The sequence below is a fragment of the Fulvivirga sedimenti genome, assembly GCF_020328055.1.
Window position 1 is genome coordinate 207,459 of sequence record NZ_JAIXNE010000002.1, and the last position, 25,561, is coordinate 233,019.

Below are 25,561 nucleotides of genomic sequence, written 5' to 3' on the forward strand. Positions count from 1 at the left end.
ATGTCAAAACGTTCAGAGCGATTCTTATCTCTTTCGGCTGTAAAGCTATCAACTGCGAACCGTCAGGAATTAATTGAATTGTATAAAAAAACCCTTGAACAGGGAATGCATGGATTGTGCTTCAGTCCGTACACGGAAGGGCAACAACCTGGAGATCAGCTTTCAGAAAGTCAGATTCGTCACAGGATGGAAATCATAAAGCCCTACACCAAATGGGTACGGTCGTTTTCCTGTACCGACGGAAATGAACTCATTCCCAAAATAGCAAAGGAATACGGGATTAAAACCCTGGTGGGTGCCTGGCTTGGCGATGACCCGGAGATCAATAACCGGGAAATTGAAAATTTAATCAAGGTAGCAAGAGAAGGCTATGTCGATATCGCTGCCGTAGGTAACGAGGTAATGTACCGCGGTGATCTGACTGAAGAGGAATTGCTTCAATTTATACACCGGGTGAAAGAAGCGCTCCCGGATGTTCAGGTTGGCTATGTGGACGCATACTACGAATTTGCCGACAGGCCTAAAATCACGGATGCTTGTGACGTCCTTTTGGCCAACTGCTATCCGTTCTGGGAAGGATGCCACAGCGATTACTCCCTTCTGTACATGAAGGAAATGTACAACATGGCGGTGAACGCGGGCAAAGGAAAAAAGGTGATCATCACCGAAACCGGGTGGCCGAGCCAGGGAACCAGTCTGAACGGGGCAGATCCTTCAGAAGAGAATTTCATGAGTTACTTCATCAATACCCAGCAATGGTCCAAAGAAGACGATATTGAGATCTTCTATTTTTCATCCTTTGATGAATCCTGGAAAGTAGGTGCAGAAGGTGACGTTGGTGCATACTGGGGTATCTGGGATAAGGATGAAAATCCCAAATTTCATTGAATATCAGAAAATCGTATCCGGTAGTTTCTTGTGCCGGATACATTTCACGATCTATAGAACAGAAAGGATCTTATCTATGGGTGTCTCACCAATAAATTCATTCTGAAGCTTCCCGTCTCCCGAATATACATACACCGACGGCGTGGGTATCGATCCGTAGTGGGCAACAATATGCTCGGGCAGCGCAAATCCAAAATGGAAATTGGTCAGGCCATTCAATTTGTATTCAATGGCAAATTGCTGGTTCTCATAATTGGAAGAGCTTGATACAAAGTATACCTGGTAGTCATTGAAACTTTCCAGGTTTTTCTGAATCTGAACTGCTTCCCGCTGACAATGATCACACCCTGGCTGATACAGGACAACCATGCTCTTCCCCTCTAATTCATCCATTTGCATTGTGGAGCCATCGATAAGCTTCACCGGGATTGAAGGAAGATCATTGGGTTCCTGGCTACAGGCTTGTAGAAAAATGACTAAACACAGGTACTTAAAATATTTCATGACGGAAATATACTAAAATATACAACTGTATTCAGGCATTTGAAAGAATTGATCTACTCCTCAAAGTGCAGCTTAATATACATGCTGTCGAGCGCTTCTGAATCGCCGTATTTCTGGCGTAACTTACCCAGGCGGATCGTTAGATCTGCCACCACTTCGGCATAATCCGGATCATTGTAGACGTTGTGCATTTCCATGGGATCTTTCTTTCTGTCAAACAGCTCCCATTCATCCACATCATAGTAAAAGTGAATGAGTTTATACTCTTCAGTAACAATGCCATAATGCCGTTTTACCATGTGCACTGCGGGATATTCATAATAATGATAATAGACTTCCTCCCGTGTCCACAGATCATTCTGACCCTTTAAAAGCGGAACCAGGCTTTCTCCCTGCATATCATCAGGCGCCGGAATATCTGCCATCTCAAGCATCGTTTGGGCAAAATCAAGATTTTGAACCATTTCGGTGGTCCGACTGCCCGGCGTCACTACTCCCGGCCAACGTATAAGCAAAGGTGTTTTGAATGATTCATCATAGATAAATCGTTTATCAAACCAGCCGTGCTCACCCAGGTAAAATCCCTGATCTGACGTATATATCACGATTGTATTCTCGGCTAGCCCGCTTTCCTCAAGATAGTCCAGCACCCGGCCGATATTATCATCCACAGATGATATGCATGCCAGATAATCCTGCATGTACCGCTGATATTTCCACCGCATTTTATCTTCCATACTGAGACCTGCCCAGTTCTCCTTAAACCAGGAATTGATCGAATCAAGGGTGGGGTCGTACAACGCCTTCTGCGCCGGAGTGGCCCTGTTATACGGACCGTAGAATTCATCCCAGGGCAACGGCTCCACATAGGGTTCCACATCTCCCATAGCTTCAAGCGTCTCCGGTCTTATTTTCGAATCATGACTATATCGCTGGTGCATCAGGATATTCATTTCTGCATCACGTGCAGCCGTACCCCTGCCTTCATAGTTATCAAACAGAGTTGGAGGCTCAGGAAACTGCTTCTTAGTGAATTCGGCAAACTTATCCGGACGAGGCCACCAGGGTCGGTGGGGAGCTTTGTGCAGGTACATCATCATGAAAGGCTTTTCCTTATCCCTGCCTTCTTCGAGCCAGCCGAGTGTCAGATCAGTAATTATATCAGTAACATAGCCTTCAATGGTAGTATCGCCTTCCGGGGTGATAAATTTCGGATTGATATAGTTACCCTGCCCGGGCAAAATCATAAAGTCATCCACACCTTTCGGATTATTACCGAAATGAAGTTTGCCATACATGGCTGTCTGATATCCCGCCTTCTGAAACAGTTGCGGAAATGTAACCTGCGTGGAATCAAATGGCCGCCGGTTGTCGACCTTCCCATGAATGTGAGTATGTTTTCCTGTCAGGATCGTTGCACGTGAAGGAGCGCATATCGAATTCGTCACGCTGGCGTTCGTGAACAGCATACCTTCCTTTGCTATCCTGTCAATATTTGGTGTCTCGATGAGGTGATTGCTATACGCGCTGATGGCCTGATAGGCATGATCATCCGACATGATAAATAATATGTTTGGCCGCTGAGGCTCTTCGGGTGATTCTTCCGAAGTTGAACAGGAAACAAACACGATAAGTGCAAAAAGGATTGTAAAGAGATTTCTGATTATCATAGGACAGGGATTATTCTGATACAAAATAGTCAATTCAGTCCGAATACAGAAACCGAATTCTTTTTCAGCAAAATGTGTAAGTGAAGAAACCAGTTGCTTGTGAGATTTTAATCTTTACCGATATGCATTAACTTGTAATCCGCTTAATAATCAAATCATGAAAGAACTAACCCCGAATCGCAGAATGTTCATTAAATCACTTGGAGTCGCATCAGCCTCCTCCCTTCTACTGCCATCCGGGGTTTTCGGAGGGATCCCGATTTGGTCAACAACGGTGGGTGATATCATCGACCGGTTTATCGGAGAGGTATCAGGTGCACCCTTTTCACAAACGGTAGACACACTTAAAGCCGGCCGGCGGGATATGGAAGTGACCGGTGTGGTGACCACCATGTTCGCAACCATCGATGTTATTGAAAAGGCACACAGCCTGAATGCCAATTTCATCATTGCTCATGAGCCGACTTTTTATAACCACCTCGATGATACAGAATGGCTCGAGCAGGATGATGTTTACCTGTACAAAAAGGAACTTCTGGAAAAGTATGCCATGTCGGTCTGGCGTAATCATGATTATGTCCATACTCTATATCCAGACGGCGTTCAGCAGGGAGTAGTCGATCGGCTGGAGTGGAATGATTACTTTGACCCGGACAACCGAAACCGTTACAGGATACCTGCCATGACGCTGGAATCACTGATTGAACATTTAAAAAAGAGTCTCGGAATCAAGACCGTCCGTTATATAGGAAATCCGGATCAATCCTGCAGCAGGATATTGCTTATGCCGGGGGCTTCAGGGGGAAGACGGCAAATTTCACTTACGAGCGCTGAAAAGCCGGATGTGCTGATATGCGGAGAAATATCCGAATGGGAAACGGCAGAATACATTCGTGATGCACGTTCCAAAGGCGATTCCATATCCCTGATCGTGCTCGGTCATGCTGATAGTGAAGAGCCGGGTTCGGCATTTATGGCCGAGTGGATGGGAGCAAATTTTCCGAACATACCGGTAACAAATATCCCGGCAACAAATCCATTCTCATTCAGGTAAGTGAGATCAGCCTGAAATCAGGTATCCCCCGTCTGCAGCGTATACTCCGCCGGTCATGTAGGATCCGGCATCGGAAGCCAGCAACATTACCAACCCGGCCATTTCCTCTGGTTCAGCAATCCTGTGTAGGGGCACCGCACTCATGTATCCCTCAACGAGTTTATCATTTTTCCATAACCCTTCGCTGAATTTTGTCTTTATCAGGCCGGGACATACCACGTTTGACCGGATACCATAGGGCCCCCACTCCTTCGCCTGGTTTTTTGTAAGCATAATGAGGGCTGATTTGGTAACACTGTACAACCCAAGACCAAACCCGGGATGAATCCCTTCTACTGAAGAAATATTGATGATGCTGCCCCCTTTATTAGCCTTCATATGCGGTAACACAAGGTTCGAAAGAATCCAGGGCGCCTTCACATTTACATCCATTATCTTGTCAAAAACCATTTCATCGGCGCTTTCCAGCGGACCGTAAAACGGATTAATTGCCGCGTTATTTACCAGTATATCAATCCGACCGTAATGCTTCATTGCTGCCGATATGAGGGACTCCCGTTGTTTGGCATCTCCTACATGGCATTCAATACCGATGGCTTCGAGCCCCATGGCATTAAATTCTTCAGCAACCGCGTCGACAGCCTCCTGTTTTCGGCTGCTGATGATAACGCGTGCACCGCTCTCCGCCAGGCCCTGTGCAATATACTTTCCAATACCCTTTGATGCCCCGGTAACAATAGCGACCCTTCCATCCAGATCAAACTGTGATTTAATATTTTTTGTCATGCAGGTTTATACTTAAAGTCCTATGAAAATAGTTCAGAATCATCCTGGAGTGTAATCGCTTCCTTATCCATCAATGTAACGGAAAGACCTATCGCCTTTGGCATTTCATATCGAAAATAGAATTTCATGGCTTGTAATTTAGCGCGGGTAAAGGCTGTTGATTCGTTACCACCTTTTTCCGGATCTATGGCCGTCAACGCAATTTCAAGCCATTGCCAGCCCACTACGATGATCCCCATATATTCCATAAGGATTGTAGCGTCCGACAAAAATCGCTCGTAGTCACCTTTTTGGGCAAACTCCATGAGAAAATTCACAATTTCATCCGTTAAACTAATTGTTGATCTGAGAACATCGGCAGCGGGTTTCAGGACTTCTGTTTCGGAGGCCCGACTGACAGTTTCGCGAATCTCATCCATGAGAAGTTTGTACGCCATGCCATTCTCCATGGTCATTTTTCTGCCAAGCAGGTCCAGTGATTGTATGCCGGTAGTACCTTCATAGATCGAGAATATTCGTATATCCCGGTAATACTGTTGTAGCACAAAATCTTCACAAAAGCCATAACCACCAAGTACCTGCAACCCCGCACTCACCGAATCAATACCCTTTTCAGCGGGGTATGTCTTGGTGAGTGGGGTCAAAATATCAAGGAGATGATTGTACTTCTTTCGGGTTTCAGGATCTGAATGAGATTCAGCCAGATCCTGGTACCGGGCTGATAGCAGGACAAGGCTTAACGAGCCCTCGGCCACAACTCTCTGTGACATCAGCATGCGTTTCACATCAGGGTGATTGATAATCAGCGTCTGTTCCTCCTGCGGGTTCTTATCCCCTGAGGAAGAAAGCTTTCGGCCTTGTGGACGTTCCCTGGCATAGGTAAGTGATGAATGATATGCCGCTGTTGCTATGGCAGCTGCGCCCCTACCCACCGCTATACGGGCTGTATTCATCATTTTGAACATGTAGTTAAGCCCTTCATTTGCATTTCCTACAAGCCACCCCCGGCAATCATCCCCGTCACCAAATGACAGATGCGTCGTACAATAACCTTTTTGGCCGAGTTTCTGAAAATCACCCAGCGTGTTCACATCGTTGGGATGCAGTGTTCCGTCTTTTTCGGGTCGTAATTTAGGAACCACAAACAAGGAAATACCCTTTGTTCCTGCAGGCGCGCCTTCAATCCGTGCGAGCAGAAGATGCACAACATTCTTAACACCCCGATAGTCCCCTCCTGAAATGAAGATTTTCTGTCCGTGAATTTTATAAGCCTCCCCATCAGGCACCGCTGAGGTCACAATATCAGATAATGAGCTTCCGGCCTGTGGTTCAGTCAGACACATTGTACCGGACCATTCACCTGCCAGCATATTCGGGACGTACATTTTTTTAAGTGACTCAGAGCCAAAGTGCTGAATAAGTTCTGCAGCTCCTGCAGTTAGTCCGGCATATCCCGGCAAGTGATTATTTGCCGTTTCCTTAATAAATGCAGCTGCTGAAAGCACCATATTCGGTAGCTGTAAACCACCAGTATCCTGCTCAAAAGTTGCCCCTATGAATCCCGATTCACCGCACAGTTTCAGAAACCTGACTACCTGGGGATGAACAATGATTTCACCATCCCTGTAAAATGCAGGGTCCCGGTCCATTTCGCGAAAGTATGGATACATTTCCTTATCTGAGAACTCCTTTACCGAATCGAGGTAATCATTGATTGCCGATGTGTCATATTCCCTGAAACGATTCATTTCGAGGATGCGACTCAGCTTATGCACATCAAACAGCAGGAATTTGAGGGTAGACAGGTCTACATATTGATCTTTCATAACGGAAGGATTACTTCACGATCAATATAGAAAAATTCTTCCAGTACTGGCGGGGCTTAGAAACACAAAGAAATTAAGCGTCATACCTTCTTTCGTATCAAATAACCCAATGAATCTATTGTTTACTATGTACGGGAAAGTTCAATAAATTATCGGAAGTTTGCCGACATACCAACTTCTCAATTAAAATGAAAGTTGCGCTGGGTCTTCGGAGGAATTGGCAACAATTCACTATACTTCTTGTGATCAATGCTTTTGTAGGTGGAATGGTCGGATTGGAAAGAACGATCCTACCTCAAATTGCGGAGGCTGATTTTGCGGTTGCGGCCAAAACAGCCATACTTTCCTTCATCATTGTATTCGGAGTATCAAAAGCAATAACCAACTACTATGCAGGTGCATTCGCCAACCGTTTTGGAAGAAAAAGACTTCTTGTCCTGGGATGGTTATTCGGTTTGCCAGTACCCTTGATCCTGATCTATGCAGGCAGCTGGAATGCCATTATCGCAGCAAATATTTTACTGGGGATAAACCAGGGACTCACATGGTCCAGCACCATTGTCATGAAAATTGATCTGGTTGGTCCCAGGAACCGGGGTTTCGCGATGGGCCTGAATGAATCGGCAGGATATCTCGCTGTAGGGGTCGTAGCTTTTCTTACAGGATGGATTGCCTCTGAATATGGCCTGCGCCCCTATCCTTTCTATATGGGTATCGCATTTGTACTCATTGGGCTATTCGGAAGTATCCTACTGGTTAAAGATACCATTCATCATGTGAGTATCGAATCCGAAACCAGTAGTGTACCTCTTCTTAGGAACGTTTTTCTGGATACAACATGGCTTAACCCCAATCTTGGATCAATCACTCAGGCAGGGTTAGTGAATAACCTGAATGATGGAATGATCTGGGGACTCTTTCCAATTCTCCTGGTAAGTAAAGACTTTACGTTGGAAGAGGTTGGGAAAATTGTGGCGGTCTATCCAATTGTTTGGGGGCTGGGTCAGTTAGTCACAGGAAAAGTTGCCGATCATCTCAATAAAAAATCAATGTTGATTTGGGGAATGGTGATCCAGGGAATTGCAATTCTGGGAATGTCATTCGCCTTAACCCTGAATCAGTTCCTGGCACTAAGTTGTACCCTCGGTTTAGGAACCGCCATCGTATACCCAACGTTTATGGCGGCAATTTCAGATTATACCAATCCACTGCAGCGTGCCAGGAGCATCGGTGTCTTCAGGTTATGGCGTGACCTGGGATATGCCATTGGCGCAATTCTGACAGGTATTGTAGCCGACAAATTCGGAATCTTCAGTTCCGTACGTCTTACAGCGATCATTACCCTGGTATCCGCTGTAATAATCCTGATAAGAATGCAAAACCCGGCCAAACAGCCCGATTCAAACATCATGTCACAGAACATTACTTAATTAATATTCGTATACTATAATACTAAGTATACCGATCATGAGTAATGGAATAGGATTTGCCGGACTGGGGAAATATCTTAATGATAAAAGCCTGAACCTTCTCAGGCGAGGGAAAGGTGCTGCCCAACCTGATCCGTATCGGGAGGATTTGAGGGAATCAAATACCAATAAAACTGAATACGAAAAGCTCATTACCTGGCAACGGGAAAAACGACGCGAGATCATTCGAATCCGGCTGATCATCTTTAGCGTGCTGTTTCTTGTACTCCTTGCAATAACGGCTCTCCTTGTTTTTTGAATCTGATCTGGATATTTTAATCAAATCCCGGATAAATTATTGCTCAATAAACTGGGTTTAACTGAAGTTAATTAATACTTAAAAAAAGGTTTCCCCGGCATGAAAATGCCTGCGGCCAGATAAATGATATAAGTGCATGATCAAATTATTCAATAACTTACTATATGAAAAAAGTGATCATCACAGGATCTTCCGGAATGGTTGGAAAAGGGGTACTGCTGGAATGCCTCGACAATCCGGAAATTGAACATGTCCTCATCATAAACCGAAAGAGTATACATCTTTCCCATCCGAAAATTGAAGAAATCCTTCTTGAGAATTTTCAGGACATCGCACAGATTCAGGACCGGCTAGCCGGATATGATGCCTGTTTCTACTGTATGGGAATTTCAGCGGTTGGTTTGAGTGAAGAACAATACACGGAAATAACCTATACAATCACAAAAGCATTCGTTGACATACTTTATGATCTGAATAAAAAGATGGTATTTGTTTATGTGTCCGGGCAGGGAACAGATAGTACGGAGAACGGCCGCATTATGTGGGCAAGAGTGAAGGGCCGTACCGAGAATATGATTTTTTCCAAAGGCTTTTACGATGCCTATGCGTTTCGTCCCGGATTTATACTGCCTGAAAAAGATATTACCTCACGAACAAGGCTTTACAATATAATATACAAGATCGCTAAACCTTTTTTCCCGCTATTGAGAAAGTCGAAAAACGTTACAACCACAACGAAATTAGGGCTGGCGATGATCGCAACGCTGTTTCACCCGTCAACAAAGAAGATTCTTGATAACCGCGATATTAATCAATTGGCAGAATCTGTTGTTTAATTATCGCAGCAAACAGGAAATGAAATGAAGCAATTCGGCGGTAAAATAACACAGGAATTAAAGGAACGATATTCGAAGTCAGACAACTGGTCGGAAAACAAATTCCAGAACCTGGTAAAGACAACAATGGATGTGAACATCCAGACCCTTCCCAAAATACTTTACAGGCAATTTTTTGAGACAGCTGGAAGGGAGCCCGGGTCTCCCCTTCCGATCCAGCCTTTCAGAGCCAGTGAATTTCTTACCCCAACAGAGACACCCAAATTCATCTGGTATGGTCATTCAGTACTGCTGATGCAGGTGAGTGGTAAGACCATATTGATAGATCCAATGTTTGGCTCGAATGCCTCCCCCATTGCGCCATTTGCCACAAAACGATTTTCAGCCGGGTCACTGGAGATCATCGATTCTCTTCCTGAAATCGACCTGGTTTTACTCACCCATGACCATTATGATCACCTTGACCTGGATAGCATGCATCGGCTGATTCCCAAAGTAAAACACTTTTATACGGCCCTTGGCGTTGGCAGACATCTTAAATACTGGGGTGTACAAGGAAAAAATATAACCGAATTTGATTGGTGGGACCAGGAAATATTTCATGAAATCCAGATCACTTTTACTCCTTCCCGTCACTTTTCCGGCAGAGGTCTTACAGATAGGGCAAAATCACTATGGGGAGGATGGGTTCTGAAAGAAAATGGTTCCAGTATATATTTCAGTGGCGACGGTGGCTATGGAGATCATTTTAAAGAAGTAGGCTCCCGCCTGGGGCCTTTCGATATTGGTTTTATGGAATGCGGACAATACAATGAGCACTGGCGACAGATACATATGTTTCCTGAAGAAGCTGTTCAGGCCGGATTGGACTCGGGTGTTAAGCGAGCGGTTCCGGTTCACTGGGGTGCCTTCTCCCTGGCTCAGCACACCTGGAAAGATCCCGCGGAACGTTTTGTTCAGGCAGCAATGGAACAGAACCTGAAATTCCTGACCCCGCGCCTCGGCGAACAGTTCAACCTGGAGACCAGTCCCGGTGCCCACTGGTGGAATGATCATTCATAGGTTTGAATTTATTGACAGCCATCGTAAATTGAAAATCAACTAATCTCATCCGAATGAAACCAGCATTGTATACATTTCTTATAATTCTCCTCACCGGATGCTTTTCTGAGCAGAAGTCTGACTCAGAATCTAAAAATGGAAGCCTCCTGAACGGTACCATTATCGACCTGACGTATCCCTTTGACAGTACAACCTTGTTTTGGCCTACAGCCGATGGATTTCATCTCTCCGGATCTGCTGGTCTTACAGATAAGGGGTTCTATTATTCAGCCTATTCCTTCTCCTCAGCTGAGCATGGAGGCACCCATCTCGATGCACCCGTCCATTTTTCAGAAGGAAAACAATCTGTTGATGAGATCCCGTTGGAAAACCTGATAGGTAAGGCCATCGTAATTGATATTTCTGACTCCTGTGTGTTGAATCCAGACTACCAGATCAGTATAGCAGATATACAACAGTGGGAAAAGGAACATGGCACAATTAAAGATCAGACCATCCTGTTATTTCGAACCGGGTTTGGGAAATTCTGGCCGGATGCAAAACGATATATGGGAACCGACGAAAAGGGACCTGACGCTGTGGCGAAATTGCATTTCCCGGGCATCCATCCCGAAACAGCTGAATGGTTAATAACAAATCGTAAAATCTCGGCAACAGGCATTGACACACCTAGCCTTGATTACGGACAATCATCTCTCTTTGAATCACATCGCATACTCTTCAGCGCCAACATTCCCGGATTTGAAAATGTCGCGAACATGGACAAGCTGCCTGAAACTGGTTTTCAGATCATTGCTTTACCTATGAAGATAAACGGTGGCAGTGGCGGCCCACTACGCATTGTTGCTATTGTACCATGAAAGGAATCAAATGAACACCTAATCCTGATGCCCGGCTTCTGAATTACCCTGTTCTTTATTTTCCTCCTCCTCCAGATGTTGCATTCCCTCCTTCATATGTTCAACACCGGCAGGAACCATGTGATCTATTACTTTTTCGCCTTTAACAACAAGGCTCGAAGGATCCAAAGAATCACTGAAGGTGGCACCGTAAATCTCCCACATGGTTATAAACAATGCAGCCACGACCGGACCAATGATCAAACCCGATGCTCCGAACAATGCCAGACCACCCAGTGTACTGAAGAATATCATCAGATCCGGCAATTCAGTTTCTTTACCAACCAGTTTAGGCCGTATGAGATTATCGATGTTTCCAATCACGATTGCACCAAAAAGCAATAAGCCTATTCCTGCGGTTATGTTTCCTGTGATTAACAGATAAATGCCTGCCGGCAACCAGACAATCGCCGGTCCTACCGCGGGAATAATGGAAAAAACTGCCATAATAACCCCCCAAAAGAGTGTATTAGGTATTCCGGCAATCCACATTGCCACACCTCCCATAGCTCCCTGTACTGCACCAATAACAAAGGTTCCCTTGAGCGTTGCCCTTGAAACCGTAATAAACTTTGATAGTAATAAATTCTCTTCTTCCGAATTGAGCGGAAGCATATAAAGGACCCAGGCGAGATAATTCTTTCCATAGATTAAGAAGTAGTACATTGAAAAGAGCATCACGAAAAAATGAAAAAACAAACTCACCGCCCCTGAAGAGATCTGTCCAAGGTTATTAATCACGAATTTCCCGATACCGGCAATGAGACCCTCTACTGTGTCGACAAATTTTTCGTGGTCCGGGAAGAACTTTTCCACAATCGGAATATCATTGATCCGGTCGAGCAACGTACTTTGATCTCCAATTTTATCCTTGAGGATCGGCCCTATTGTTTCAGTGGCATTGATCGCCTGATCCACGACTACAACCAGCAAACCACTAACGGGGAGTAAAATGAGAAAAACAAAAATCAGAAGGGTGACGATACTCGCCCCTGAAGACCGACCGCCAAACCGTTTCTTAAGTCGTAGAAATAACGGGTAAAGCAGACCGCTGAAAATGGCCGATAATAATATGGTCATAAAAAACCCCTTGATCATGGCAATGAAAAGAGCTGACACGGCAAGGGTAATGGTGAGAACGGTTACACGGTTGAAGTAATCTTTGTTCATAGTTTATTGAATTAAACAGATCAAGGTAAAAAAAACAATTGATTTTTGAACATGCAATTTTTGATTAACACTAAATACTAATGAACACCGGCCATCCCGGTGTCTATCGGATCTGATAGTTCACCTGCCAGGATTTTGAATGGAAGGCGATTCTGTGGAGGGGCAAATTTGCATGTTGTGAACTCAGAGAAAATACATGCGGGATTATAGGCATAGTTAAAATCAACCTGTACAGGACCATTCTTCTCCGGAAGTGTAATATATAAATACCGTCCTGCACCATATGTTTGGTCTGCCGAAGTTTCATCGGCGAAGGTGGTGAACCCTTCCTCCCCCACATCCAGTGTATAAGTCTCATCACGATAATTAAATTTAACCTGTCCAATAAAGACTGAATTTTCCTTGAAGTCCAGGGTCGACGGAACTTCCTCGATCAGGGGCTGATCGAAGTATATAAACTCTCCATCCAGTATAAATTCTGCATTCGGTTCAAACCAATGATATCCTTTGAAATTCATTGCCTCAGGATGTTCATGATCACGGATCCGTAAAAAGAAATTTCCTTCACGGTTTAAAAAATGCCAGCTGAACCGGCCATATTGATAATCCTCCGACCTGAACCAGCCTGTACGTGGCAGTTGCACGGTAGAGTCTGAGGATCCATCGGCAGTTTCGAATAAAAACCCGGCTGAAACAAAAATCAATGAGTCCGGAGTGAAGTGTACCATGCCCAATTCCTCCGGAAAATCCTCATATTCAACCATAATGGCCTTGTCAGGGCGGGTACCAATATAATTCTGTTGATCCGGGAAAAGTTGATAACGACCAATCAACTGTAGGTATTCCATACGGCTTTTTTCTGCAAGTGTCTCCCGATAACTGCTCAGTGAATTCAAATAGACTTCATCCAACTCAGATTCCTTTTTTTGTGAATCACATGAAAAAAGAACTGACAAGATCAGTAACACAGGAGAAAAATAGTATCGGCTGGATTTTACCGTGATTTTCATAACCTAATATTACTTTTATGGGGGCAAATAAAAAAGGGGCAAATGCCCCTTTCTCAGTGAATCCCAGTGCCTAAACCAAACCAACCCTGGATTCTTGAATCATTTTGAAAACTAGTTATTCATCATATCCTGATTTCCACCACCATCTTTCAGATCGTTATTTTCGACCTTACGCTGTCTTCTGCGTGTCTGACCGGTTGTGAGCTTACCGATACGGTAGCTGAAATTCACTTTGAAGTTCATATTCCGCATGATGTTGGTATTAAACTGATCTACAAATGGCGTTGTCACTTCACTGGTCATCTTCATTCCGTTATTCAGGAAGTTTTCAGCTCCAATACCGACACTACCGCGCTTCTCCTTGAACATCCGGTTCAAACTGAGACTGTAAACATAGTACCCTGTCTGATAACCCTGAAGCTGTACCTGACGGCCACGAATGAATCCGAAGAACTGCAGTGCCCACTGCTCAGTTAATTCATAACTACCAAACAATCGGCCTGATACGACAAAACCTTCGTTAGATGCGTTGAAGAGTGGGTCTTCCAAATTATTATCCAACATGGCATAATAAGAATCAATACCTCCGCTGAGTTGTAATTTACCAATCTTGCCATTCGCGAAAATACTCACACCCAGGGCATCTTCCTGACCAATGTTCTGGAACGTTGAGAATATCGTATCCTGTCCGATAGTTTCACGTACCTGCTGGATTGATCCTGTTGTATTTCTCCAGAATGCTGAAATATTGATCGAAGTTCCTTTTTTGAACGTACTGTAAGACACTTCAAAATTATCGGTGAATTCAGGGTCAAGTGTAGGATTACCCTGTGAAATATTCAGTGGGTTGGATGCGTCGATATTCGGGTTCAAAAAGCGTAGTGACGGACGCTGGATTCTTCGATTGTAGGCAAATTTAACTGTTTTCAACGGAGTCAGCTTCTTCGAGAAGTTTATGCTGGGCACGAATGTTCCGTAATCCGGAATCTCAAGATCTGCTTCATCCGAAAAGTTCGCAGCAATCGTTGTATACTCATACCGACCGCCGGCCATCAGCGTGTAACCCTTACCTAAATCAAAGGTACCAGAGAGATATCCAGCAAGTACATTCTGAACGTAATCAAAATTATTGCTCAGATTTACACCTTCTACTGGTGTTAATGAATTTTCATCATCTCCCACCAGGTACAGAAAATCACTTGTTACATCACGCATAATATTCTTGGCACCCATTTCAACGATGATCTTGTCATTGATGGGCTCCACATAATCCAGTTGGATCGTGAATTCTTTGTTGTAACTGTCGTTATTATTCCGGATAAATGCGTTATCTATCGGTTCGCTGCTTTGAAGAGTAGCAATGTCAAAATCATTGGTTTGCTTGTTCTGGCTATACAGCGTAAGCAGGCTGATTTCTTTACCTTTTTCTTCAAAGGTCCTGAGGTAATTCAAACTAACATCAACCTGGTTGCCAAGATTATCGATCCCCACATCTTCTGTTGATGAGCGCAGACCCATTGAATTATTGGTTTGTGTCAGACGACCATCCTGGTTCGAACTAAAATTCCTGATTCCCAGGTTCACAGAAGCGCCGACCCAATTGTATTTATTAAAGGCATAGTCGGCACCGAAGTTATAACGCCCAAAAAGATAGTTGTTACGGGTATCCGCGAACTGACTGGTCGTTGAAACAATCGAACCGAATTCATCCTTAGTCGTTTGTTCATTCTCAAATTCACCTACCACATTGTAGCCGGCTCTGCCATAGCCACCCAGGGACAAACCGAGTCGACCCGTACGATAACTGGCATTCAATCCTAAGCTGGATCCTCTTAACCCTGCGCTGGAATTGACTGACAATGATCCTCCCTGAAGGTCATTTTTCTTGGTAATAATGTTTATAATTCCACCCGTTCCTTCAGCATCATAACGAGCTGATGGCGAGGTAATTACTTCAACTGTCTTAATCTGATCTGCAGGTATTTGTTTTAAGGCGTCAGCGATACTGGATGCTGTGATGGTTGAGGGCCTTCCATCGATCAACACCTTTATATTGCTGCTTCCCCGCAGGGAAACATTACCGTCGAGATCAACTGTAAGCAAGGGCACTCTTCGCAGCACGTCGGTTGCATCTCCACCCATTGTCGTTTTATCCTGATCCGCGTTGTACACAATACGGTCTACCTTATCTTCAATTAGCTCACGTTCTCCTTCTACCACAACTTCATCCAGTTGAGTGCTTACACTTGTGATGTTCAATGTACCGACATCATAGGACTCTCCCTTTCCGGTAATCTCAAACGGCCCCTTCTCAAGGGTCTGAAAACCAATGAATGTAACGCTCAGTGTGTAGGTACCTTCAACAATGTCTCGAATAACAAAGGACCCCTTGTCATCAGCCACTGTTCCGTCTACAATCCGGTTACTCTTTTGATCAACGATTGATATGGCCGCGTATGGTACCGGTTCCTGATTTTCATCGAGGATGGTTCCGGAAATCTTGCCGTATCCTACTTTTTCCTGCTGACGTTGAGTTACGCCGGGAGGCGGTCCATTCTGTGCCTGAACGTTATCCAGGGCCAGCATAGTAAAAATTGCGCTTAGCGTAATAAGTAATTTAATGTTAATCTTTTTCATCAGTTGTTTTGTTCGTCAACAGTATAGACGCATAATTAGCCTTATTGTTTACACCGATAGATGGAGAGTGCCTTAAACTCGACAGTTGAGCCCAATGTATCGACCATTTGGCATTTAGCACCTATGAAATCCCTTCATCTATGGAAGTGTGGTAGTCATCGATCAAGAACGCTCTCTGGTCGATTTGAATAGATGGATTGAAGCTTTTCAACCCTAAATCGCGTTCTTACATTATGTTGCAACGAAAAAAAGGATTTGAATATGTATCCGTCGGTATTCTGTGGGTACTGATTCTAACGCTTACCCCGAACAGCGTGGATGTCAACTGGCCTGTGGAATTTTGGTACCGTCAGCTATTTCTGGCATTGCTGCTCACCGTCGGGTATATTTTGCACTCGCAATACTTACTTCCAAAACTTCTGGACAGGAACAAATTCCTGATTTACGGCTTGTCTGTAATCGGAGTTATTACAGCTATCCTTCTTCTGGTACATTTCTTTGAAGACCAGATTGAATTACCCCGAAGAATGCATGAGTTATTCAGGCCTGAAAAACCTTATAATCCGGAAAACCGGCGAGGTCCATTCGATTTTACAAGCTTCTTCCTGATCCTTTTCGATCTCAGTTTGGGTGTCATTATTTTTCTTGTCCGCAAACAACAGAATGAACAGGAGATCCGAAAGGAACTGGAGCAGCTGCAGGTTCGCACAGAGCTTTCCTACCTGAAAGCGCAGATCAATCCACATTTCTTCTTTAATACGCTTAATAATATCTACGCGCTTACATCTATCGATGTAGAGGCATCCCGTACGGCGATACTGAAGTTATCCGCCATGATGCGCTATGTTATCTATGACGGTGATTCACAACATGCCACTGTCTCCGATGAAATCAATTTTATCGAAAATTATATTGAACTGATGAAACTGCGCCTTTCAAAAAAGGTTACCCTGAAGTTCACCAAGCCATCAGGTACGTACGATCAGCCAATTGCACCAATGTTACTCCTTCCCTTTGTAGAGAACGCCTTCAAGCATGGTATCTCCTCTACAGTGGCCAGCGAAGTGATTATTACCATTCAATTGACAGGCAATGTTCTTGACTTATACGTGGAAAACCCGATTTTCCCAAAGTCAGGTGAACAGCACGAAGAACACGGAATTGGAATTGCCAACACCCGCAGAAGACTGGAATTACTTTATCCCAGCCGTTATAATTTTGAGATTGACGATAAAGACAATACCTTCAAAGTCTCACTGCAAATTGAATTATGACAAAATTACGGTGTATTGCACTGGATGATGAGCCACTGGCACTGGCCTTAATTAAGGAATTCATTTTAAAAACCCCTTTCCTTGAACTCGTTGGCACATGTGAAAATGCCATAGAAGCGCTTGAAATCGTGAGAAATGAAAAAATCGATCTGATCTTCTCCGATATTCAGATGAATGATCTGTCGGGGCTCGAGTTCGGACGCGTTATAAGTGGTATGGAAGGTACGGGCAGGCCTTTACTAATCTTCACAACAGCTTATGATCAGTATGCCTTGCAGGGCTATAAAGTAGACGCGATTGACTATTTGCTGAAACCCTTCAGCTACGAGGATTTTGTTAAGGCAGCTACTAAAGCCCTGAACCTCCGCAATGCGAGGGCTTCCGCCTCACAGCCAGCCAGCAACTTTATCATGTTCAAAGTGGAATATCAGCATGTCAAAGTATTTCATGATGATATCCTGTACATCGAGGGTCTGAAAGACTATGTGAAGGTCCATATCAAAAACCAGACAAAACCCCTGCTCTCACTGATGAGCCTGAAATCCCTGGAAGAGCGCTTGCCTGACAATAAATTCATGCGGGTGCACAGATCCTTCATCATCAATCTCGACGAGGTTAATACCCTTGGACGCAATACCCTTACAATTAGTAGCCATGAAATACCGGTTTCGGATAGTTACCGGGACAAGTTGCAGCAATACTTTAACAGCGAACTTTGAGAGAATAAACGTGGAAATCACAAACTTCGGTCAATGGGCAATGGTAGCCGGTTCAGCGGAAGGCCTGGGCGCGGCATTTTCACGAAGCCTGGCGAGACGGGGATTGAATTTAATTCTCGTTGATCAAAATGAATCTGCACTTGAATCGCTAAAAAAAGACCTGTGCCGGGTATTCAATATCCGTGTTGAGACCATTATAACGGATCTGGCAAAGTCTGACAGTCCTTCACTCCTTCGGGATGTCATGGAGCAACATGATTGTGGTTTGCTGATCTATAATGCCGCATTCGGTCCGGTAAGGCTTTTTAAGGATTTATCGGAAAAGGATATCGATACCACGATCAACGTTAACCTGGGAACCCCTACGCGACTTATACAAATGTGGCTTGAAGGAAGACAGGATAAAAAAACTGGCGTAATACTGCTATCCAGCCTGGCAGGATTCAGGGGAACCCGGCTGGTTGTGCCATACGCGGCCACAAAAGCCTATCTATGGAATTTCACCGAAGGACTCCATTATGAATACCAAAACAAACCATATACGTTCGCGGTGTGCTGTCCCGGTGCTATTGGTACACCTAATTACCTGGGCACAAAACCCCGGCCTTTCTGGCTCGCTCCAATCCCGTCCAAACCATCGGACGTTGCCGAATACACACTTCGGAAATTTGGCGGGCAACTCTTCATTATGCCTGGAAGAATGAACAGAATATCTCATTTTTTCATGTCATATATCTTGCCAAGAAGCTGGGCCAGTGGATTGCATAACTATGTAATGAGGAAGCTGTACGAAGCCTAAAAGAGCCGCTAAGCCACCCTGATGGCTATAATTATCATATTAATTTACCCAGGTAAAGAATTAATATTGGTGATTTCAAATCAAAATTGTGTATATTGAACCTTGAATGTTCCTTTTTCAAGACCTGAAGCGGAACTTCAAACCACTACTACTAAATAAGACTTGTTGAGATCTAAAATCAGTTTCAGACTGCTGGCTTCGGTATGTGCGGTTGCATTTGGCGTAATCTCGGGCTGTTCATCACCCGAGCTCGATGAGACAGCCTGCCGGTCTGCCACCTATGAGGGAGATGTCATTTTGAAAACTCAGAATGACATAATCAAATTCGCTAATACCTGTTATACCGGTGTGGATGGTATGCTGCAGATCGGCGCATTTGTTTCAACAGATCCCAATGCCATCACCGACCTGACTCCCCTCCGGTCAATCGTACGCGCCAACAGCGTTCATATCGTAAACAATCAATCACTCTCTTCGCTATCCGGATTAGAAAACATAAAGAACATAAGCGAAAGTATCCTTGTATATGGTAATCCTAAGATTCGATCACTGAGTGTTTTTCGAAATATTACAAATGATCATGTCGCCCTTACCATCTATGAAAATGAATCACTTACCGGCCTTGAAGGGCTTCAGGGAATCCGTGAATTTCATAATGTAGATATTGTCAACAATAAATCTCTTATTGACCTTTATGCACTTGAAAATGCGACAAGGATGAGTTGTCTCTACATTGAGAACAACAAAACACTCACATCTCTTTCCGGTCTGGAGAATGTGGAGCATGTTAATTGTATTTATATATGGTCCAACCCCGTACTCACCGACTTTTGCGGGATTGCACAGTTGTTTCAGCGCGAAAGCGCCCAGCTGGAGTTTCAATGTGAAAGCAATGCTTTCAACGTTTCTGCTGAGGACCTCCATGAAGGGCGGTGTACAATTTTCTAAAATAGTCGCAAAACTGACCTCAACGATTCATTCATCTAGAATTCAATTCGGTTCATTGTGAACCTGTTCCCCATATCAAGATTTTTGGTGAAATACCAATCTCAAAAAACGCGCTCATAAGTATTGGCGGAATTACACTTGTAGACAAATTTAAACAGATAATCTCCTCCCTTATCATCCCGTCAGATATTCAGGCTGTTACTTCAATCATTGAAGAATTAATAATTAAATCAATAAACATGCGGTAAGCTTTACCCTAAAAAAACTATTAAAGATTTCTACCTAATTCTAGTGAATTTTCATGATTTAATTCTTTTAGCAGTCTGAATATTAGAGATTTAATCGCCTATTAAGTATATTCCTTTAACGATTAAAACCGCATAAGCCATGAAAACCAGGAACGTCATTTTATTTCTGTTAGCCGCATTCTTCATAACAACATCCGCCGATGCACAGCTACTGAAAAAACTCAAACAGGCGGCTGAGGATGGCGTGCAGGAAGCTGTAGAACGACGTGTTGCCCATGAAATAGAGAAGGCCGCTCAGAAACAGACAGACCGTTATCTGGAACAAATTTTCGGACCGCCAACCCAGTATGAGGGTGCAGGATATGATTACAGTGAAATGTTAAAGGGCATCGACCTGAATGTTGAAACCGAAGATAGTTATCATTTCGAAGGATTTACAGATATGGAAATTTCTGGCACTGATGAAAAGGGAAAAGAAATAGACCCCACACAGTTCAGAACTTTTATGAGTACCAACGCCGAGGTTTGGGCCATGCAATTGGAAACGGATGATAAGGACCTGGAAAGAACTGTAATGATTTTTGATAACACTCATAAAGCCACAATCATGCTACTGGAAAACAAGAAGGGCGAGAAATCCCGTGTGGCATATGGGCTTGACTGGAGTAAAATGATGGATTCTTCAATTGAAAGCACCATGGATTCAATGAAGGTTGCAGATTTTAACATAACCAAAACAGGTAATACAAAAACCATCATGGGTTATACATGTAATGAATATCAGACAGAAACAGATGAGTATACGGCCCGCTATTGGGTCAGTGAAGAACCTATTCAGGGATATTCCTCCTACTGGTCCAAAAATAACTTCCTTTTCTCTCAGCAAATGAAAAAGAAATATGCCACATATTTCGACCAGCTTCCTGAAGGTGATGTGCTTGAAATGAACTATGTCTCTAAAACAGGCGACGGTGACACCACCATGAAGATCATAGAAATCAATACCACCGAAAATTTTGACTTTGTGATGGCCGATTATGAAAATGGCCTGGAACAGACAGAAGAACAGTAGTTATCCGGTTCTGACCATTTCACATTTGCCCTGTTCAAACACAGGGCTTTTTTGTTGCTTAAAACCCCGTTTATGCTCAAATCCGAGGCATTTATTACATGAGTATATTCGAACGTCTGATTTAAATCGATTGGACGTATGTGTGGCCTATATTTATGCCTCTTTTAAATTGGTATACTTATATGCAAAAAATTTTACTTTTTCTTGCGCTCACACTTACTGCACTTGGCGGTATTGGATTCCTTTTTTGGGAGCAGGAATATAAGTATACCCTTCCCACACCCATCCCGCAAAACCTTAAACAGGTAGAAACAGGCGACAGTGTAGAAGCGATCCTGCCCCGGCTTCCCGGCAAAAAGGGAGTATTCGTTCACTTTTACAATTATGATTGTCCGTGTTCTCGTTTCAACATCACTGAATTCCAATCTATGGTTCGCAGGTATTCAGATGACATTCAGTTTATTGCGGTATTGCAAAGCGAAGATCAGGATCCTCTGAAAATCGAAGAATTCAAAAAGAAATATGATCTGGGCATAGAAGTAATCGATGACCCGGATGGAAGCATCGCAGATGCCCTCGGTATTTACAGCACACCACAGGCGGTTTTAATACAGGACCATAAGATTTATTATAAAGGCAATTACAACCGGGCACGCTTTTGCGTTTCACGCAATACCAAGTTTGCCGAAATTGCCCTGGATGCAATGCTCAATGGGGAAGAACCTCCCTATTTCCCTGAAGTGGCATTAACCGCATATGGCTGCGAATTACCCTCCAACTCTGAAGCAAATAACAGTACAAACCTTTTATCAATTTTTTAAAAATGGCTACGAAAAAGGAAATACGTCAATTTTTTAATGAGGTTCACGGCAAGTCGAACCGTATTATTGAGAAAGTCCTGTTTGGATATTTTGCATTTGGCATCCTGCTGTCATTCTTTTATGACACCTGGATCGTAGGTATCGGCGTAGGATCACTCTGTTTGATACTTTATTTCGGAACGAAGGCAATTTTTAAGGAGAATTATATTCTTCAGTACGTTGGCAGCCTTGTCTTCGGAATATTCATGGCACAATTCATTTATCAGATGCATGGGCTGTTTGAAATGCATTTTACTGCATTCATTGCCATCATAGCCATGATCACATATCAGAACAAATGGGCATTCCTGCCGCAATTGCTGTTTGTGGTCGTTCATCACTCTGCCTTTGCATACATACAATATTTGGGAGTAGTCAATGAGAATATTGCTTATCAGCAAATCTATTTTACCCAGTTGGAGTTCATGGATTTCCAAACATTCCTGTTCCATGCCGGGCTGTATGCTTTTGGTGTTATACTGGCGGCAATCTATGCGCATAACCTTGCCCAACATACCATCTCAAATGCTGAAAATATCTTAAAGCTTCGCGCTTCCGATGCAATCACTTCCAAGAACATTGAAATTGCTAATGAGATTGCTAATGGAAACCTGGAAACTGAAATAGAACTTCGTGAAGGCGATTTGTTAGGAGCGGCACTGATGGAAATGCGCAACAGCCTGAAGGAAAGCAGCGAGCGGGAAAAAGAAGAACGATTTATAAACCTGGGCATCGCCGAATTGAGTGAAATTATCCGTGCACATGATAATGATCTGGACGAACTTTCATATCAGGTAATAAGTTACCTGGTCAAATACCTGAAGGCGAACCAGGGAGCTATTTTCATACACACTGAGAATGAAGACGGAGAATATCTTGAGCTAAAAGGATGCTACGCCTACAATCGCAAGAAGTTCCTCAACAAAAAAATAGAAATTGGAGAAGGATTGGTTGGACAATGTTTCCTTGAGCGTGAGCCAACCCTCCTGAAGGAAATTCCCGAGGGTTATCTCAATATCACTTCCGGTTTGGGTGAAGCCTCTCCCCGCTTTCTGGCAGTACTCCCGATAAAAACTGACCAAATCATTGAAGGGGTTATTGAAATAGCCACATTCAAGGATTTTGAACAGTTCCAGATCGATTTCCTGATCAAGGTATGTGAAAGTATTGCCTCAGTAATTGCCTCTGCAAAGGTAAACAGCAAGACAAAAATGCTTTTCGAGAAATCACAGGAGCAGACTGAAATGTTAAGGTCACAGGACGAAGAAATGCGACAGAACATGGAAGAATTATCCGCAACACAGGAAGAAATGCAGCGTAAATCCAAGGAATTTGAAAGCCGTTTTCAGGCGCTCAATGAAAGTAATCTTGGATTCGTTGAATTCGATATGAGCGGTAAGATCATCAATACCAACACGGCATTTGCCAGGATGCTCAGCTTTGCACCGGACGATCTTCTTGGTCAGAAATATTCTTCACTTATCAGCACGTCTGAAAAAGATCTTGATACCTTCCAGGCACTGATTCGAAATGTGCGTCCCGGAGAACCACTACACGGACGATTTGAGAAGATTGCATCAACGGGAAAGATAATTGCTTTCCAGGGATCTTATTCAATGATCACAGACGTGAATGGAGAGCCATCGGGAATCCTTCATGTTGGCATCCCTTTGTCAACAACTGTTGAAAAATCAGCCGAACTGGTGGCAGAATAACTTCTATCTGTATCCTGCCGCCTGAAGCTCGAATAATTCGGCATAAAGCCCTTTATTCTGCATGAGTTCTTCGTGGGTGCCGAGTTCTTCGAGCCGGCCCTCGCGAAGAACCAGTATCCTGTCTGCCATTCGAACCGTGCTGAACCTGTGAGAAATGATGATACTGGTTTTGTCCTGCGTAAGTCCTATGAAACGCTGAAAAACTTCGTACTCGGCTTTAGCGTCCAGCGCCGCTGTTGGTTCGTCAAGGATCAGCACATTCGCGTCCTTCATATATGCCCGCGCTAAAGCAACCTTCTGCCATTGTCCGCCAGACAATTCCTTTCCCTGAGCAAAGCGCCTGCCCAGCTGTTGATCCAGACCAAGTTCAAGCTCCGATATAACCTCACTTGCCAGACTCCTTTCGGCCGCGACCTCAATCCGCTCCATATTTTCAAGTTCATCAATATTGCCGACCGCAATATTTTCCCTCATCGTAAATTCATATTTGAAGAAGTCCTGAAAAATAACGCCGAAGAGCTGCTGGTATTGATCTCGGTTGTAGCGGCTGATGTTAACCCCCTCCAAGGTGATCTCTCCTGATGTTGGTTCATAAAACCGAAGAAACAATTTGATGAGGGTGGTCTTACCTGCCCCGTTTTGTCCGACAAATGCCATTTTCTCACCGGGCCGCAGTGTAAAACTAACATCGGTCAGCACGTTCTGAGCTGAACCGGGATAGGCAAAGGATAAGTTCTTCACCTTAAATCCCTCCCTGATAACCTTGGGAACCGGCAGCGACTGATCGGAAGGATCCTCAACGACCAGATCAATAAAATCAAAGTAATCCCGTAAGTACAATGCCCGCTCGGTGATACGTGTAAAACGAAGAAAAAATCCCTGCAGGTTTCCCCGTAAGCGGTTAAAAGAGCCCGACAGGAACGTGAGATCCCCCAGGGTCAGAACGCCCGCTATCACCCGTAAAATAATCAGAACATAGGCTCCATAATAGCTAAGAACACCCAGCATATTAAAAACGGCACCAAATGAAGTCTGACGAATAGCTAGTGCTTTATTGAGTTGATAGTATTCATCGGAAACCTTTTGGAATCGCCCTGCTATGAAATCAGAAATTCCGAATAATTTAACTTCCCTGGCCGTCTGGTCATTCGCTCCTATATAACGCAGGTAATCCAGCTCACGACGTTCAGCAGTCCATGAACGGGCCAGTGAATAACGCCTGGAACTGAATTTGATCTCATTGATAAATGATGGAATGATACTTAACACGAGCAAAATAAGTAGCCATGGTTCAAAGTAGATCAGTCCGGCGATGAGCGAGATCATAGAAATGATGTTTTCGACCTGGGTCAGAGATTCTGACATCAGGTTTACGCGGCTGGTCGTCTGTTGCCTTGCCCTTTCCAGCTTATCATAAAAATCAGGGTCTTCGAGCTGACTGATCGTAATATCCTTGGTCTTACGAATAATAATGATCGATGATGCATTGGCATACAGGTCACCGAGCAGGCCGTCAGTAAGACCAATAGCTCTGCTTAAAAGGTCGGAAAGCAGCGCGAGCACTAATTCGGCACCCACATACATCCATAAAGCAGAAAGATCTGTTTCGTCCAGTGAAACCTGGAGCACAATTTCATCTATGATTAATTTCCCAACCCATAATAGTGCGATCGGCACGAAGGCGTTGAGCAGGCGGCACAGCAGATTTGACAGGAATAAAAAGCGATTTGTTCGCCAGATTTCCATAAAAAACCTGGGGATAAATCGCAGGGCCCTGAAAGATCCTTTCAATTCTGGCTTATCTTTTATTGATTCGGGAGTTCGCATAGTGGTTTATAAAAGCGAAAATGCGTAAG

22 protein-coding genes are annotated in these 25,561 nt (G+C 43.9%); 14 read left to right on the plus strand and 8 right to left on the minus strand.

Features of this window, described 5'->3' with window-relative positions:
* The gene (locus LDX50_RS07270; protein ID WP_225697775.1) at positions 1 to 888 is read left to right on the plus strand and encodes a glycoside hydrolase family 17 protein; all 888 of its coding nucleotides are present in this window, start codon (positions 1 to 3) and stop codon (positions 886 to 888) included.
* Between the two features lie 51 nt (positions 889 to 939).
* On the opposite strand, the gene LDX50_RS07275 is transcribed toward LDX50_RS07270, so the two are convergent.
* Positions 940 to 1,392 carry a peroxiredoxin family protein gene (locus LDX50_RS07275; RefSeq protein WP_225697776.1) on the minus strand — a complete coding sequence of 151 codons (453 nt, stop codon included), beginning with the start codon at positions 1,390 to 1,392 and terminating at the stop codon, positions 940 to 942.
* A 53-nt stretch (positions 1,393 to 1,445) separates the two neighbouring features.
* Positions 1,446 to 3,062: a sulfatase family protein gene (locus LDX50_RS07280; protein ID WP_225697777.1), complete on the minus strand. Its 1,617-nt coding sequence runs from the start codon at positions 3,060 to 3,062 to the stop codon at positions 1,446 to 1,448.
* Positions 3,063 to 3,219: 157 nt separating this feature from the next.
* On the opposite strand from LDX50_RS07280, the gene LDX50_RS07285 reads away from it, so the two are divergent.
* Positions 3,220 to 4,116, plus strand: a complete 897-nt coding sequence (locus LDX50_RS07285) for a Nif3-like dinuclear metal center hexameric protein (protein WP_225697778.1) — start codon at positions 3,220 to 3,222, stop codon at positions 4,114 to 4,116.
* Between the two features lie 6 nt (positions 4,117 to 4,122).
* Here the strand turns inward: LDX50_RS07285 and LDX50_RS07290 are convergent, their stop codons facing one another.
* Positions 4,123 to 4,902 (minus strand): glucose 1-dehydrogenase, encoded by a 780-nt coding sequence (locus LDX50_RS07290; RefSeq protein WP_225697779.1) that lies wholly within the window; start codon positions 4,900 to 4,902, stop codon positions 4,123 to 4,125.
* Between the two features lie 20 nt (positions 4,903 to 4,922).
* Positions 4,923 to 6,728 (minus strand): acyl-CoA dehydrogenase family protein, encoded by a 1,806-nt coding sequence (locus tag LDX50_RS07295; RefSeq protein ID WP_225697780.1) that lies wholly within the window; start codon positions 6,726 to 6,728, stop codon positions 4,923 to 4,925.
* 188 nt (positions 6,729 to 6,916) lie between these two features.
* Here LDX50_RS07295 and LDX50_RS07300 point away from each other — a divergent pair, with 188 nt between their 5' ends.
* The 5 genes from LDX50_RS07300 (at position 6,917) to LDX50_RS07320 (ending at position 11,214) form a co-directional block, all read left to right on the plus strand.
* Positions 6,917 to 8,158 (plus strand): MFS transporter, encoded by a 1,242-nt coding sequence (locus tag LDX50_RS07300; protein ID WP_225697781.1) that lies wholly within the window; start codon positions 6,917 to 6,919, stop codon positions 8,156 to 8,158.
* Positions 8,159 to 8,195: 37 nt separating this feature from the next.
* Positions 8,196 to 8,456 carry a hypothetical protein gene (locus tag LDX50_RS07305; RefSeq protein WP_225697782.1) on the plus strand — a complete coding sequence of 87 codons (261 nt, stop codon included), beginning with the start codon at positions 8,196 to 8,198 and terminating at the stop codon, positions 8,454 to 8,456.
* 164 nt (positions 8,457 to 8,620) lie between these two features.
* Positions 8,621 to 9,292, plus strand: coding sequence for an NAD-dependent epimerase/dehydratase family protein (locus tag LDX50_RS07310; protein ID WP_225697783.1), 672 nt, complete (start codon positions 8,621 to 8,623; stop codon positions 9,290 to 9,292).
* A 24-nt stretch (positions 9,293 to 9,316) separates the two neighbouring features.
* Positions 9,317 to 10,354 (plus strand): MBL fold metallo-hydrolase, encoded by a 1,038-nt coding sequence (locus LDX50_RS07315; protein WP_225697784.1) that lies wholly within the window; start codon positions 9,317 to 9,319, stop codon positions 10,352 to 10,354.
* Positions 10,355 to 10,407: 53 nt separating this feature from the next.
* The gene (locus LDX50_RS07320) at positions 10,408 to 11,214 is read left to right on the plus strand and encodes a cyclase family protein (protein WP_225697785.1); all 807 of its coding nucleotides are present in this window, start codon (positions 10,408 to 10,410) and stop codon (positions 11,212 to 11,214) included.
* Positions 11,215 to 11,232: 18 nt separating this feature from the next.
* Here LDX50_RS07320 and LDX50_RS07325 read toward each other — a convergent pair whose 3' ends face one another.
* The 3 genes from LDX50_RS07325 to LDX50_RS07335 form a co-directional block, all read right to left on the minus strand.
* On the minus strand, positions 11,233 to 12,423 hold the full coding sequence (locus tag LDX50_RS07325; protein ID WP_225697786.1) for an AI-2E family transporter: 1,191 nt from the start codon (positions 12,421 to 12,423) through the stop codon (positions 11,233 to 11,235).
* A 77-nt stretch (positions 12,424 to 12,500) separates the two neighbouring features.
* Entirely contained in the window at positions 12,501 to 13,433 is a 933-nt protein-coding gene (locus LDX50_RS07330) for a DUF1684 domain-containing protein (protein WP_225697787.1), read from the minus strand.
* Between the two features lie 111 nt (positions 13,434 to 13,544).
* The gene (locus LDX50_RS07335; protein WP_225697788.1) at positions 13,545 to 16,070 is read right to left on the minus strand and encodes a TonB-dependent receptor; all 2,526 of its coding nucleotides are present in this window, start codon (positions 16,068 to 16,070) and stop codon (positions 13,545 to 13,547) included.
* Positions 16,071 to 16,303: 233 nt separating this feature from the next.
* Between LDX50_RS07335 and LDX50_RS07340 the strand changes: the two genes are divergently transcribed.
* The 7 genes from LDX50_RS07340 (at position 16,304) to LDX50_RS07370 (ending at position 23,705) form a co-directional block, all read left to right on the plus strand.
* Entirely contained in the window at positions 16,304 to 17,344 is a 1,041-nt protein-coding gene (locus LDX50_RS07340; RefSeq protein ID WP_225697789.1) for a sensor histidine kinase, read from the plus strand.
* A complete protein-coding gene (locus LDX50_RS07345; RefSeq protein WP_225697790.1) occupies positions 17,341 to 18,063 on the plus strand; it encodes a LytR/AlgR family response regulator transcription factor in 723 nt (240 codons plus the stop codon). Before LDX50_RS07340 ends, LDX50_RS07345 begins: the two co-directional genes overlap by 4 nt.
* Before the next feature lie 10 nt (positions 18,064 to 18,073).
* Complete coding sequence (locus LDX50_RS07350) at positions 18,074 to 18,862, plus strand: SDR family NAD(P)-dependent oxidoreductase (protein ID WP_225697791.1); 789 nt, start codon at positions 18,074 to 18,076, stop codon at positions 18,860 to 18,862.
* Between the two features lie 165 nt (positions 18,863 to 19,027).
* Positions 19,028 to 19,810 carry a hypothetical protein gene (locus LDX50_RS07355; RefSeq protein ID WP_225697792.1) on the plus strand — a complete coding sequence of 261 codons (783 nt, stop codon included), beginning with the start codon at positions 19,028 to 19,030 and terminating at the stop codon, positions 19,808 to 19,810.
* A 387-nt stretch (positions 19,811 to 20,197) separates the two neighbouring features.
* Positions 20,198 to 21,130 (plus strand): DUF4412 domain-containing protein, encoded by a 933-nt coding sequence (locus LDX50_RS07360; RefSeq protein ID WP_225697793.1) that lies wholly within the window; start codon positions 20,198 to 20,200, stop codon positions 21,128 to 21,130.
* Between the two features lie 182 nt (positions 21,131 to 21,312).
* The gene (locus LDX50_RS07365) at positions 21,313 to 21,951 is read left to right on the plus strand and encodes a TlpA family protein disulfide reductase (protein ID WP_225697794.1); all 639 of its coding nucleotides are present in this window, start codon (positions 21,313 to 21,315) and stop codon (positions 21,949 to 21,951) included.
* A 2-nt stretch (positions 21,952 to 21,953) separates the two neighbouring features.
* The gene (locus tag LDX50_RS07370; RefSeq protein ID WP_225697795.1) at positions 21,954 to 23,705 is read left to right on the plus strand and encodes a PAS domain S-box protein; all 1,752 of its coding nucleotides are present in this window, start codon (positions 21,954 to 21,956) and stop codon (positions 23,703 to 23,705) included.
* A 3-nt stretch (positions 23,706 to 23,708) separates the two neighbouring features.
* Here LDX50_RS07370 and LDX50_RS07375 read toward each other — a convergent pair whose 3' ends face one another.
* Positions 23,709 to 25,532 (minus strand): ABC transporter ATP-binding protein, encoded by a 1,824-nt coding sequence (locus LDX50_RS07375; RefSeq protein WP_225697796.1) that lies wholly within the window; start codon positions 25,530 to 25,532, stop codon positions 23,709 to 23,711.
* Between the last annotated feature and the right edge of the window lie 29 nt (positions 25,533 to 25,561).

Coding starts and splice junctions, on each gene's coding strand:
- LDX50_RS07270 (WP_225697775.1), top strand. CDS start 1: ATGTCAAAACGTTCAGAGCGATTCTTATCTCTTTCGGCTGTAAAGCTA.
- LDX50_RS07275 (WP_225697776.1), bottom strand. CDS start 1,392: ATGAAATATTTTAAGTACCTGTGTTTAGTCATTTTTCTACAAGCCTGT.
- LDX50_RS07280 (WP_225697777.1), bottom strand. CDS start 3,062: ATGATAATCAGAAATCTCTTTACAATCCTTTTTGCACTTATCGTGTTT.
- LDX50_RS07285 (WP_225697778.1), top strand. CDS start 3,220: ATGAAAGAACTAACCCCGAATCGCAGAATGTTCATTAAATCACTTGGA.
- LDX50_RS07290 (WP_225697779.1), bottom strand. CDS start 4,902: ATGACAAAAAATATTAAATCACAGTTTGATCTGGATGGAAGGGTCGCT.
- LDX50_RS07295 (WP_225697780.1), bottom strand. CDS start 6,728: ATGAAAGATCAATATGTAGACCTGTCTACCCTCAAATTCCTGCTGTTT.
- LDX50_RS07300 (WP_225697781.1), top strand. CDS start 6,917: ATGAAAGTTGCGCTGGGTCTTCGGAGGAATTGGCAACAATTCACTATA.
- LDX50_RS07305 (WP_225697782.1), top strand. CDS start 8,196: ATGAGTAATGGAATAGGATTTGCCGGACTGGGGAAATATCTTAATGAT.
- LDX50_RS07310 (WP_225697783.1), top strand. CDS start 8,621: ATGAAAAAAGTGATCATCACAGGATCTTCCGGAATGGTTGGAAAAGGG.
- LDX50_RS07315 (WP_225697784.1), top strand. CDS start 9,317: ATGAAGCAATTCGGCGGTAAAATAACACAGGAATTAAAGGAACGATAT.
- LDX50_RS07320 (WP_225697785.1), top strand. CDS start 10,408: ATGAAACCAGCATTGTATACATTTCTTATAATTCTCCTCACCGGATGC.
- LDX50_RS07325 (WP_225697786.1), bottom strand. CDS start 12,423: ATGAACAAAGATTACTTCAACCGTGTAACCGTTCTCACCATTACCCTT.
- LDX50_RS07330 (WP_225697787.1), bottom strand. CDS start 13,433: ATGAAAATCACGGTAAAATCCAGCCGATACTATTTTTCTCCTGTGTTA.
- LDX50_RS07335 (WP_225697788.1), bottom strand. CDS start 16,070: ATGAAAAAGATTAACATTAAATTACTTATTACGCTAAGCGCAATTTTT.
- LDX50_RS07340 (WP_225697789.1), top strand. CDS start 16,304: ATGTTGCAACGAAAAAAAGGATTTGAATATGTATCCGTCGGTATTCTG.
- LDX50_RS07345 (WP_225697790.1), top strand. CDS start 17,341: ATGACAAAATTACGGTGTATTGCACTGGATGATGAGCCACTGGCACTG.
- LDX50_RS07360 (WP_225697793.1), top strand. CDS start 20,198: ATGAAAACCAGGAACGTCATTTTATTTCTGTTAGCCGCATTCTTCATA.
- LDX50_RS07365 (WP_225697794.1), top strand. CDS start 21,313: ATGCAAAAAATTTTACTTTTTCTTGCGCTCACACTTACTGCACTTGGC.
- LDX50_RS07370 (WP_225697795.1), top strand. CDS start 21,954: ATGGCTACGAAAAAGGAAATACGTCAATTTTTTAATGAGGTTCACGGC.
- LDX50_RS07375 (WP_225697796.1), bottom strand. CDS start 25,532: ATGCGAACTCCCGAATCAATAAAAGATAAGCCAGAATTGAAAGGATCT.